Annotated in this window: 9 protein-coding genes; 2 read left to right on the top strand and 7 right to left on the bottom strand. The window is 53.4% G+C overall.

Annotation, left to right across the window (positions count from 1 at the left end; all coding sequences use genetic code 11):
* Positions 1 to 2: 2 nt before the first annotated feature.
* From ACWAU4_RS04160 to hldE, 6 genes are all read right to left on the bottom strand, one after another.
* On the bottom strand, positions 3 to 530 hold the full coding sequence (locus ACWAU4_RS04160) for a DUF4123 domain-containing protein (protein ID WP_045283111.1): 528 nt from the start codon (positions 528 to 530) through the stop codon (positions 3 to 5).
* Positions 531 to 536: 6 nt separating this feature from the next.
* Positions 537 to 2618 (bottom strand): type VI secretion system Vgr family protein, encoded by a 2082-nt coding sequence (locus ACWAU4_RS04155; protein WP_454290455.1) that lies wholly within the window; start codon positions 2616 to 2618, stop codon positions 537 to 539.
* 306 nt (positions 2619 to 2924) lie between these two features.
* Entirely contained in the window at positions 2925 to 3443 is a 519-nt protein-coding gene (locus ACWAU4_RS04150; RefSeq protein WP_025890191.1) for an Hcp family type VI secretion system effector, read from the bottom strand.
* Positions 3444 to 3801: 358 nt separating this feature from the next.
* The gene (locus ACWAU4_RS04145; protein ID WP_025010373.1) at positions 3802 to 4281 is read right to left on the bottom strand and encodes a TetR family transcriptional regulator; all 480 of its coding nucleotides are present in this window, start codon (positions 4279 to 4281) and stop codon (positions 3802 to 3804) included.
* 144 nt (positions 4282 to 4425) lie between these two features.
* The gene (locus ACWAU4_RS04140) at positions 4426 to 5085 is read right to left on the bottom strand and encodes a hypothetical protein (protein ID WP_454290454.1); all 660 of its coding nucleotides are present in this window, start codon (positions 5083 to 5085) and stop codon (positions 4426 to 4428) included.
* Between the two features lie 179 nt (positions 5086 to 5264).
* On the bottom strand, positions 5265 to 6695 hold the full coding sequence (gene hldE, locus ACWAU4_RS04135) for a bifunctional D-glycero-beta-D-manno-heptose-7-phosphate kinase/D-glycero-beta-D-manno-heptose 1-phosphate adenylyltransferase HldE (protein ID WP_101052633.1): 1431 nt from the start codon (positions 6693 to 6695) through the stop codon (positions 5265 to 5267).
* 106 nt (positions 6696 to 6801) lie between these two features.
* Between hldE and lpxL the strand changes: the two genes are divergently transcribed.
* Positions 6802 to 7725 (top strand): LpxL/LpxP family Kdo(2)-lipid IV(A) lauroyl/palmitoleoyl acyltransferase, encoded by a 924-nt coding sequence (gene lpxL, locus ACWAU4_RS04130; protein ID WP_101052635.1) that lies wholly within the window; start codon positions 6802 to 6804, stop codon positions 7723 to 7725.
* Between the two features lie 57 nt (positions 7726 to 7782).
* On the opposite strand, the gene ACWAU4_RS04125 is transcribed toward lpxL, so the two are convergent.
* On the bottom strand, positions 7783 to 9507 hold the full coding sequence (locus ACWAU4_RS04125) for a potassium/proton antiporter (RefSeq protein WP_208142518.1): 1725 nt from the start codon (positions 9505 to 9507) through the stop codon (positions 7783 to 7785).
* A gap of 514 nt (positions 9508 to 10021) precedes the next feature.
* Between ACWAU4_RS04125 and ACWAU4_RS04120 the strand changes: the two genes are divergently transcribed.
* Positions 10022 to 12295: a nitric-oxide reductase large subunit gene (locus ACWAU4_RS04120; protein WP_234556352.1), complete on the top strand. Its 2274-nt coding sequence runs from the start codon at positions 10022 to 10024 to the stop codon at positions 12293 to 12295.
* Positions 12296 to 12313 lie beyond the last annotated feature (18 nt).

Raw genomic sequence — 12313 nt, 5'->3', positions numbered from 1 at the left:
CACTAAATCCATTTACTAAAAACGGCTGAATTAAAGCTATAGCTTTCAACGGCTTTGGGTGTGTGTTTCAGAGACCTGAGTTCGCCCTGCTGGGAGGTCCACCAAAGCGCCGAGGCAGGCCCCAGAAGGGTGTCCCTGTCATCGGCATCCAGTTCAGAGTACAAGGGGTCCAGCGTTTGATTGCTGTAATATCTGAAGATGGTCTGGCGCCCCAGGATCCTGGGCTGTAACAGGGCCAGCAAGTGTTGTTTCAGCGTGTCGAACGCTCCGGCCTGGCAGGCAAAAATCACCGCCGAGCTGCGCCAGAGAGAGTCGTTTTGCCATATGGGCAACAGGCTGCTGTCGTGGCGCAAACGAAAAATGACAGGGCTCTGTGGCATCAGGTAGGCAAATGGACTATTGATGAAGAGATCGGCCAATTCGGGAGCCGCTTCATGTTGATAAGCCAGCTGCATCACCTTGGGATAACGAATTTTGTCGGTCAGCATCCAATACTCGACACCGGCCAATTCAGGCAGTAACTCACTCATGGCCCATTACCCCTTGTGCTTCAAGCAGGGGCAATCTTCCAGAGGACAACTGCCATCGGTTTGCTTTTGGCACAAGCGAGCCACGGCGACATTGTTGTAGGAGAGCATTTCCATGCTGGCGGGAGCCAATTGCAGAGGTAAGGGATTAGGAAGCTCGGCAGCGGCCACTTCACCCGGAAGCTCCGGCGCTTTACCGCCATAACCACTGCCTGATGCCGCGCCGCCGCCGGCATTAAGGTTGATCCCTGGGCCGGAAAGATGCACCCCGGCCGGGTCCACTTTGACAAAACTGCCACCGGCTTTGACTGTGATTTCAGAGGAAGACTCCAACACCACTTTTTGCCCCGCCTTGATATGAATTTCATCACCGGTTTCATTAACCCACACGGAGCCGGCTTTTAGATGTAAGCTGCCATCCACTATCAGGCTCTTATCACCTGTTACCTGCTGACGGGACTCGCCCAACACCGTCAGGTGGTCGTTGCCGCCGATGCGGCTGCGCCTTTCATTGTCCACATCCAGGTGGTTGTCGTGCTTGATATGCTCGTGCCTGTCGTTCTCGGTCAGTAGGTTCAGGTCTTTCTGCGCATGCAGGTAAATCTCCTCTTCCCCCGCTTCATCCTCAAACCTCAGCTCGTTGCTGCCCTCGCCTTTGTGGCTCTGGGTCTTCAGCACAGTGCGGGTCTTGTGGGCCGGCAGCGCGTAAGGCACCTGGTTCACCGCATGGTAGGCCCGGCCGGTGATGATGGGTTGGTCCGGGTCGCCGTCCAGAAACGACACTATCACTTCATGCCCTATCCGCGGCAGCGCCATAAAGCCATATTGACCACCGGCCCAGCCCTGGCTGACCCGTATCCAGCAGCTGCCGTGCTCGTCACCCTTGGCATATCTGTCCCAGGGGAATTGCACCTTCACCCGGCCGTATTCGTCACAAAATATCTCTTCATCCTTCGGCCCCACCACGGTCGCTATCTGCGGCCCCGCCATCTGTGGTTTGGCCTTCGGCTCCGCTTGCCATTGCATGGAGGAAGGCACCGCCACTATCTCGTTACTGTAGGTCGTGCCGCGGCTGTTGTTGTCCTCTTCCGCCGCATTGCCCTGCTCGCCTGTGTGGCTGACCCCCACTATTACCCATTCGCGATTAAGGCTCGCATCCGGGTGTTCGCTCAGGGCAAACTTCTGCCCGCTCAACGCCTGCAGTTGGTCACTCTTGAGCAGCAGCTGTTCGCTCTCCCGTCTCAGTCCCGCCAGGCGCACCTTGCTGAACAGTTTGCCGTCGGCATCGTCCTTGTAGCGCCCCGGGTAGTCGAAGTGTTCATAGCCGCTCTGTTGCCAGTCTGCATCCTCCGTGCTCGGTTGCAGGAAGCTGTAGGCCGGTTTACGGAAGCTGTAGTCCTTGAGGGTGGCCCCGCTCTCGGCCCGGCGGTGGCGGTATTCGGCGCTGCGGACACTCGCCTGCTCGGCGCGTCCTCCCGCCAGGGCGTTGTAGGGGTAGCTGTGGGGGCTCAGGCTCAGTTTGTCCAGTGCATCGCACAGCACCAGGGTGTGCTTGTCGCTGCTGTGCTCGAAGTAGTAGAACAGCCCCGCTTCGCGGGTCAGGCGTTCGAAGAAGTCAAAGTCGCTCTCGCCATACTGCACGCAGTATTCCCGTTTGCGGCTTTCATGGCGCGGGTCACAGCGAAAGGCGTAATCGGTAATGCCCATTTCACCGAACAGTACCGCGATGATGTCGGTCAGGCTCTTTTCCTGGAAGATGCGGCTGTTGCGCCGCAGTTGCAGGCGGCTCAGGGCCGGCTCCAGTCTCAGCCGGTAGCGGGTCTGTCTATGGCCGCTGTCGCCGCGGCCAAAGCGGCTTACTATGCCGTGCAATTCTCGCTGGCATTCGCCGTCCTGCCACCAACTCAGTACCCCGCTCTGGTCCACCAAGTCGCTCGCCTTGATATCGTCCCGGCGACTCAGCAACTCAAGCTCAACCACATAAGGACTCGACAGCGATTCTTCCAGCTTGAACGACAGCACCGACAGGCTATCCTCTGCCAAACTGCCCGCCTTGAATCCAAAACGCATGCCGCTCCCTTGATGACTCATCTTCGCTGTCCTTATTATCCCTGTCCTTTCGCGGTACTCTTGCTGTCTGAGCTCTTGCTGTCTGAGCCCCGGCTTCCCTTGTTTTAGGGGAAGGCGTTGAGCTCCGCTCGCTGAGTGCCGTTTTGCTCTTGGTTTAAATGCGATTGACTCGAATGTCTGTTGAATGTCCGTTTAGCCGAATTGCACCAAAAGCCATTGGCCTGCTCTCTGGCTCTCAATCAACCGTTTACACTGTCAGTTGACGTCCCCGCCAGAAAACACCCCAATGGCAAACAGCCACCGCAAGGCGGTGGCTGACACACACTATCAGGCTTCGATGGGCTTGCGCCAGTCATCCGCACCTGAAGTACCGGCACTCACGTGGTCCCAGTCTATCTTGCGATAGGCCATTGACACCTCAACCAATTGGGTGAAATCCGCCTTGTTCGGGTCCTGGCAGTGTGGCATGTGGCAGTTGATGTCCACTATCGTCGCACCTTCAAGCTTGGTGGTGAAGAAGTGCTCCTGCTTGCCCTCGATAGAGGTGCGGTACCACTTCAGCTCAACCTTGTTCAGCTTCTCACCGGATGACAGCGAGTTGTACATCAAAGGCACCGCCTTGTTCAGCGCCACGGTGAACTTGAACGGCTTGTGCACCCGTTGACCCGAAGGCATGCCTGACTGTGGGTCGGTCGGCACTGTCACCACATGGTTGAATTCCTGAACCAGCATCTCGTCTTCATGACCTTCCACAAAGATGTCGCCCACTGACTCGGCTGTAAACGCGCCTGCGGTGATGTTGCCCTGGGTTTGACCTTCGATGGAGATATAACATGGTGTTGGCATGGTTAATTCCTTTTACTGTTGAATGAGTGATAAAACCTCATCACCCAATGCCAGAAGCATGCCAAATCGTAAGCCACTGTTTTACAACAACATCCAAACCCACTCCCGCTCTCCGGGCAATTTCTTGCCCGAACCCGGGCAATTTTTTGCTCGCCGGGCAAATTCTTGCCCAAGTAGAGTGGCCCGAAAGAGTGGCCTGAAGGAATGTCCCAAGGAATAAGCTGAAGTCGACTGGCTTTTGTGAGCCAATAACGCGTAATTCGATAAGAAAATGAATGGATAAAAAAACAGCAAGCCTTAGCTTGCTGTCTCAATTATCTCTACAAATCGCTTGAATGAGAGTCGCTTAAACAGAATTTCAAGCGGCGCAGGCGATTCCGGGATCGGAAAGCAACATAACGGCGCTGCGCCCCAGGAGATCGTTGATCATCTGCTCGCCCTTTTCACCCAGCTCTATCTGGGCGTTTTCCCTGGCCATGGCCACGGCGCGAAACAGGGTTATCTCAGGATTGTTGTGTCCGCAGAGACTAAAGAAGAGTCTCAATACTGCCCTGTGCTCTGCTTGTTGCAGCGCCTGCATCCAGGATTTTTCGAGTGCTTCAACACTGGAAAAATCCAGAGCGGCCAAAAACAGCCGACCAATGCGCACATCCAACCTGGCAAGAAAATCGATTTTGCGCGGAAAATGGTGACTGATCCCCGTGCGGCTAATCCCCGTTGCTTCTGAAAGAGTTGTGTAAGACATAGCCTCAAAACCAATAGTTAAGATTTGTTTGAGAGCTTCGTCCATAATCTGATTGATAGTCAGCTCAGTCTGAGCCTTTGAACGCTTGGCCATTCTTGTCTGCCTCTTATCCCCGTTGTTTTTATTGCCAACGAGCTTATCAAAGGCATAGAGAGAATACTGCCAAAAAGAGGGGTGTTAACAGCGTTTTTCACTTTTGTTCAGCAAGGGTTCAGCTAGGACGTCTAAAAAAAAGCCTTATTTGTCACATTGTTGCAACATTTTTTCTTTAACCAACCAACGATTGGCTATTTCAGTTCCCACCAACTGTTTCAGGGTGGGTTGCAGCACTTTGCCCAGTTGCTCACGACGCCAAAACATATAGCCTGGAAGGGCTTGCCGACGATTTCGAGAAAAAAGATGTTGCAGCAAGCTGGAAAATTCCGCCACTTCGTCCTGAGAATAACTACTGATAACCGGATAAAAATCGAGCACAAATGTTGTAAAATCAGCAAATCCTGCGATTTTCTTTTGATCATATCTTCTTAACACTTGTATCAGGTAAAGGGAGCTCCAGTGTGACAAATTGCCGATATCAGAAATGACGGCCAGGTTGCGACGATGGTATTGTTGCCAAACAAGTTCCAGACTGTTCCATTCTTTAGCACAACGCCAAGCGAGATAAGTATCAGCCAGCCACTCATGGTCCAGTTCAGACAACTCGGCAGGCAGAACATTTCCTTGCAGGCGCTTTACTTCCAAATGCCCCAACTCATGCCAGAGAGTTAATTGCGGCTGATGCTGCAACGGCAGTTCATGATTTTGACCATTCCAGATAGCACTTTGACTTTGAGGGATATATTGCGGTGCCCAGAGAACCATGCCGGCAATTCTGTCATCTTCGACAGGCAGAGACATGGCACCTCTCCTCCCCAAAGCATCAAAGAAAGCTTGTTGAGACAGAGGCAATTGTTGCTTGACCCTATCGGGGAGTTGCTGCAAACACTGAGGTAATTCAGATGGCGGACATATCAAAGCCTGTTTCGGACCCACATCGGTCCAAAACAAGCTTCCCGATAGCAACGCCGCCATCAACATCAGGACTTGGTCATAATATTCTGAATAATGGCAGTGGTGGAGATACCATCTTCGAATCCCAGCACCTTAACACTGCCACCGGCAGCGATCACTTCTTCACCGCCGGCAATCTCTTCTACCCGGTAGTCGCCCCCCTTGACCAGGAGATCCGGCAACAATCTGGCGATCACCCGCTGCGGCGTATCTTCGCTGAAAGGCACCACCCAATCGACAGAAGCCAGCCCCGCCAGTACTGCCATTCGCCGCTCAAGACTATTGACCGGACGTCCTTCACCCTTGAGCCGTTTTACCGAAGCGTCGTCATTAACCGCTACTATCAATCTATCACCCAAGGCCCTGGCTTCTTTAAGGTAACTGACGTGCCCGGCATGGAGTATGTCAAAGCAACCATTGGTCATCACCACCCGCTCACCTCTGAGCTTGGCTTGCTGAATGGCGTACAGCAGTTGATCTTCGCTGACCACCCCAAAGCCCGACTCTCCCTGATGCTGAGCCAGGGCCTCGATGAGTTCAATACGACTGACGGTGGAAGTCCCCAGCTTGCCAACCACCACACCGGCGGCGCTATTGGCAATGGCGCAAGCTTGCGGCAGGTCGCTGCCTGCAGCCAAAGCTGTGGCAAGCGCCGAGATCACAGTATCTCCGGCACCGGTCACATCATAAACTTCCCTGGCCATAGTCGGGATATGCAACTCATCTCCTTCACTGGTGATAAGTGTCATGCCCTTCTCCGAACGAGTCACCAGAATCGCCCCCAGTTGATGCTCACTAATCAAGGCCTGCGCCTTGGCCACCAGATCGGCCTCAGAGCTGACAGTGCCCACTACAGCCTCAAACTCATTCATATTGGGGGTGATCAGGCTGGCTCCGGCATAACGACCGAAATCACTGCCCTTGGGATCCACCAAGACACAGATCCCCTTGGCTCTGGCCTTGGCAATAAAGGCCTGAGGTTGGTCGATGGCCCCTTTAGCGTAGTCAGACAATACCAGTACCTTGCAATCATCCAGCAAGGCCTCGCTCTGCGCCAATAACGCCTGGCTCTGTTCCCGGGCAAAGGTCTCTTCAAAATCCAAGCGGATAAGCTGTTGATTGCAGCTCAGCACTCGCAGCTTAGTGATCGTGGGTTTGTTTTCGACTGTCAGCCACTTGGGTTCCACGCCTAAGGTGCTGATGCCCATATGCAGGGCAGCTGCGGCCTCATCGGCACCGACAATACCGGCCAGTTGCACCGAACCGCCCAGCGCCGCGATATTTAGTGCCACGTTGGCAGCACCGCCGGGCCTATCCTCTATCTGATTGATTCGCACCACAGGTACAGGCGCCTCGGGTGAAATGCGACCGGTTGAGCCACCCCAGTATCGGTCAAGCATTACATCACCAATGACCAGAACCTTGGCTTTTTCAAATGGGGGCAGAGTTACCTTCATAACGAACTTGTCTTCTTCGGGCCAAATAAACCCTAATTGTACCTAATTTTCACAATAAATTGGGTTAGAATATGCGGTAATTTTTCCAGTAAACGGGTTTATCGTTTTGGTAGAGAAAGCGCAATTTTCCACTCACTTGTATCATCCTAAATTCTGGTTGCTGTGGTTTGCTGTCGGCCTGGCCAGGCTGACTCTCCTGCTGCCACTTAAATGGCAAATGAAGCTTGGCAGCACCTTTGGCCTTCTGGCAATGAAGCTGGCCGGAAGCCGGGTCAACACCGCCAGGCGTAACCTTGAGCTGTGTTTTCCACAAATGAGTGAGGCCGAGCGAGAGACGCTGCTAAGACGTAATTTCCAGGAAACAGGCAAGGCGATTTTCGATACCATCAATGCCTGGTGGTGGAACAATGACAAGGTGCAAAAGCACATGCAGATAAAGGGTCAGGAGCATGTAGAGCAGACACTGGCAGCCGGTCAGGGGGTTATTCTGTTTGCGGTTCACTGCTTGCCGCTGGAGATGGGTGCAAGAATATTCGGCCAATTTCAGCCCGGGGTTGGTGTGTACCGCCCCCATAACAACCCTGTAATGGAATACCTGCAGGTAAAGGGCCGTTTGCGTTCAAACAAAGCGCTGGTTCCCAAGCGGGATCTCAGGCAGATGGTGCGTTGCCTGCGTAACCCTGATGTCATCTGGTATACAGCAGATCAGGACTTTGGCCGCTCCAGTGCCGTCTTTATCCCCTTATTCGCCGTTCCCGATGCCGCCACCATTACCGGCGGCACCACCTTGGCCAAACTGGGTAAAGCCAAAGTGCTGCCCTTCTTTGTCGAGCGTAACGCCGACGATACGGGTTACAACATAGAGATACAGGCGCCGCTGGATAACTTCCCCGGCGAAAATGAGGTGGAAGACGCCAAACGCGGTAACGGCATTGTCGAGCAGTTGATCAGCCGTAATCCGGCGCAGTACATGTGGCTGCACCGCAGGTTCAAGACCCGCCCCAATGAGAGCGATCCCTCACTCTATTGAGAAAGTAGCCGTAAAAATGCCGACTCAAGGTCGGCATTTCTTCGTTCTTCGCTTTTTTCAGTCTTCAGAGGGCAATCTCAAACCAACCCGGCTGACTGTCCCTTCCTGCACCTCGGCGACTATCCAGTCCAGCCCTTGCCAGAGGAATTGATCCCCCACTACAGGGTGACTGCCGAGTTGCTGCTGCAGTAAGTCGGCAACCCTCATCTGCTCATATTCGGGTTCCAGCTGCATGCCGTAAATCGGTGCCATATCGGCCAGCATCACATCCACTGAAATAAAGAAGTCACCAAAGAAGCGGGGCGCCTCGCGTTTTTCTGGCGCCTCACTGAACAGCTGACTCAGAGGCTCCAAATCGTCCTCTTGCCCCAGCACACAAAGAATGTCATCGGCCATCAGCCTGGTACTCCCCGAAGGGTGCAACAGTTCGTTATTGCGAAATACGGCGGCAATCCGGGTTCCCGCCGGCATGGCAAGGCGCCTCAGAGGTTCACCGATACACCATTTGTTTTCACTGAGGCGATAGACAAATATCTCCCATTCACTGGTGGGATAAATTTCCACCCCGGCGCGGGAAATAGGTGCCGGTTTGGGTGGCAACTCCACCTTGGCCAGCTGCGCCGCCTTGGACAAGGTACTGCCCTGCAGCAGCAAGGAAACCATCACCACGAAGAAGGCCAGGTTGAAGTAAAGCTGCGCCTGTGGCAGCCCCGCCATCATGGGAAATACCGCGAGAATAATGGGTACTGCGCCGCGCAGCCCGACCCAGGAGATAAACCATCTGTCTCTGTCATGAAAGCTGCGAAACGGTAGCAAACTGAGCCAAACCGCAATCGGCCGCGCCAGAAAGATCATCCCAAAGGCCAGTGCCAAACCCGGTAAGGCGATATCTTTCAGATCCGATGGCGTCAGCAAGAGTCCCAGAACCAGGAACATGCCTATCTGACTGAGCCAAGTCATACCATCGAGCACGTTGAGAATCGAGTGTTTGCCACGGGTCGCCTTATTACCGAGAAACAGTCCCACCAGATAGATAGACAGAATACCACTGCCTCCCAGGGCATTGGAGATGGCGAAGATCATCAGTCCGCCACTTAGCACCAAAATGGAGTAGAGGCCTTCGGGCAATTGATTGCGATTGATAACCTGCCACAGTAGCCAACCGCCGCCGACACCGAGGATCCCGCCAAGGCCAAACTGTTTGATAAAGCTCAGTGCCAGATAGCTGCCCGAGAGTTCATCGCCACTGCTGCCAAGAATGGCAATCAGAGTCACGGTCAAAAACACGGCCATGGGGTCGTTACAGCCAGATTCAATTTCCAGTGTCGAACCGACACGCTCATTCACGTTTTTGCCTTTCAGCAGGCTAAATACCGCCGCAGCATCGGTCGAGCCGACAATAGCCCCCACCAACATGCCCTGAAGTAAGTTGAGATCGAACAGCCAGGCAGCCAACAAACCTGTCAGCGTGGTGGTTAACGCCACCCCAAAAGTGGCCAAGGACAAGGCCGGCCACAATGCCACCCTGAAACTGGCAACCCGGGTACGCATGCCACCATCAAGCAGAATAACCGCCAGCGCCAGGTTACTAACCAAATAAGCAACTGAATAGTCGTTGAATACTATGCCGCCGGGACCATCTTCACCGGCAAAGATACCCACAGCGAGAAATACCACCAAAATAGGAATACCGAGTCGCGACGATACTGGGCTGAGCAGTACGCTGACTGCGACAAGCAAGGCCCCGACAAGGAAAAAGCTGTTGATGATATCTGCGTTCAAATGACCCTCCAGTTGAAAATGCGGGGAAGCTAATAAAAGAGAAACCTGGCTCTAACGAGACTCCGGAAAACACGTGGGTTACAGGCGGGATTATATCATTAATTAGGGTTATTTTTCAGTAGAAACAGTTGACTTATTTTTGCTTTTAGCGAAAAAAACCAGAAAAAGAAGCCAGGTAACCCATTAAAAAATAGAATATTTACCCATAAAACATCAAATGCGCACCCAAAGAAACATAAACTCAAATTAATGAAAAAAAACCTATTTTTTCAATTAACTAAAGAATTTGAAATCCAAGAATTCTCGTCAAGATATCAGTTATAGCTTTCTGGTAAACAGTCAGTGTCACAATGACAATAATTAATGTTAAAAGGACACATTAAACACAATCAAAATGACAGTATCAAAAGCACACAAATAAGTAATACACTGATTAAAAACAAGAATAAAAGTTGGCACGTTAGCTGCTCTATGGAAGGAAACCTATCAAATAGACTTTGTCAGAGGGATGCCAATGAGCAGACAAAAATTCACCCTGATCGCACTGTTACTTGTGTTGGTCGCTTCTTTCACTGTGCTTCTCAGTATCGGCAGTGAAATCTATCGGGAAAAACCACCGATTGCCGATACCTATAACGACAGCCAGGGCCAAGTGGTTTTCAGCGGCAAGGATATAGAACAAGGGCAGTTGGTTTGGCGCTCCATGGGCGGGCATCAACTTGGCTCCGTCTGGGGCCATGGTGCTTATGTGGCTCCGGATTGGACTGCAGACTGGCTGCACCGTGAGGCCGAAGCCTGGCTGGATATTCGCGCCAAGGAGACATACAACAAACCTTTCAATAGCCTGGACAAGAGTACTCAGGCCGCATTGGAGCAAGCTTTAAGGGATGATTTGCGCCATAACACTGTCACTACAGACGAGAGAGGTCACACACGGGTAATGCTTTCCGACACCCGTATCGCCGCCATGGCGCAAGTGAGTCAGCACTATCAATCTTTGTTCGGTGACGATCCCGCGTTGAATGAGCTACGGGAAGCCTATGCGATGAAAACCAATACCATAGGATCTGCCGAGCGCCGTCAACAGCTCAATGCCTTCCTGTTTTGGGGCGCTTGGGCCGCAGTGACCGAACGCCCGGATGCCAATTACACCTACACCAACAATTGGCCCTACGATCCGCAACTGGGTAACACACCGACCTCAGACAATATCGTCTGGTCGATTCTGAGCATAGTGACTCTGCTGGCCGGTATCGGTGCCCTGGTTTGGTATCACGCAGCCGGCAAACATGAAGCCCTGCCGGCTCCCGCCACAAAAGATCCCCTGTTCAGACACAAACCCACACCGTCACAAAAGGCCACAGGTAAATATTTCATTACCGCTATCGGCCTATTTCTGCTGCAGATACTGCTAGGTGGCGTCACGGCGCACTATGCGGTTGAAGGCCAGGAGTTTTACGGTTTTCCCTTGAGTGAGATCCTGCCCTATTCAGTGACCCGCACCTGGCATACTCAACTGGCTGTATTCTGGATAGCGACGGCCTGGCTCGGTACCGGACTCTATATCGCGCCGGCGCTTTCCGGCCACGAGCCCAAATATCAACGCTTCGGTGTCAACCTATTGTGGGTCGCTCTGCTGGTAGTGGTGCTGGGCTCCATGGCCGGTGAATGGCTGGGGGTACAACAATACTTCTCACTGGACAACAACTTCCTCTTCGGTCACCAGGGATATGAATACATAGATCTCGGCCGGGTGTGGCAACTGCTGCTGTTGGCCGGATTGATGATCTGGCTGGCGCTGGTGAGCCGCGCCATGTTGCCCGCCCTGAAACAGGAGTCTGAGCTAAAACCTGTGCTCTGGGTGCTCTATGCCTCCTGTGTTGCCATCGGCCTCTTCTATGGTGCCGGGCTGTTTATGGGCAAGCACACTAACCTTGCCATCGCCGAATACTGGCGTTGGTGGGTAGTACATCTGTGGGTTGAAGGCTTCTTTGAAACCTTTGCTACCTCGGTTATCGCCCTGATGTTTGTGCGTCTTGGCCTGATCCGTGCCCGCAGTGCCAATAGTGCGGTACTCTTCTCTACCCTGATCTTCCTGACCGGAGGCCTGATAGGCACACTGCATCACCTCTATTTCACCGGCACACCCACTTCGGTCATCGCCTGGGGCGCTATCTTCTCGGCGCTGGAAGTGGTGCCTCTGGCCCTTATCGGTTTTGAAGCGGTAGAAAGCTATCGCCTGCGCCGGGCCGCTCCCTGGATGCAACGCTATCACTGGGCCATCATGTTCTTTGTTGCCACCGCTTTCTGGAATCTGGTGGGCGCCGGTGTACTGGGCTTCCTGATCAATCCACCGATTGCCCTCTATTACATTCAAGGGCTGAATACCACGGCCACCCACGCCCACGGCGCCTTTATGGGAGTCTACGGCATGCTGGGGATAGGCCTGATGTTGTTCTGCCTGTCAGGACTTGCCGGTAAACTGCGCTGGGAAGACAAGTGGCTCAAGGGGGCATTCTGGAGCCTGAATCTGGGGCTGGCCGCCATGTTGTTCCTGTCATTGCTGCCGGTGGGCATAGTGCAGTTCTTCGCCGTGCTGGATCATGGCTACTGGTTTGCCCGCTCGGCAGAGGTGATCCACAGCCCGCTGGTAGAACGCCTGGTATGGATGCGGATGTTTGGTGACATCATCTTCTCCGTCGGCGGTTTATTGCTGGGCGCCTTCCTCTTGGGATTGTTGCGACAGGCGGTCAAGGCCAAACGCTTGGCCATTGCTACCAGTCACTAGCCACTCGCACTGAAAAAT

Source organism: Shewanella sp. FeAMO (genome assembly GCF_053653955.1).
This window is presented reverse-complemented; position numbering and strand designations above follow the sequence as displayed.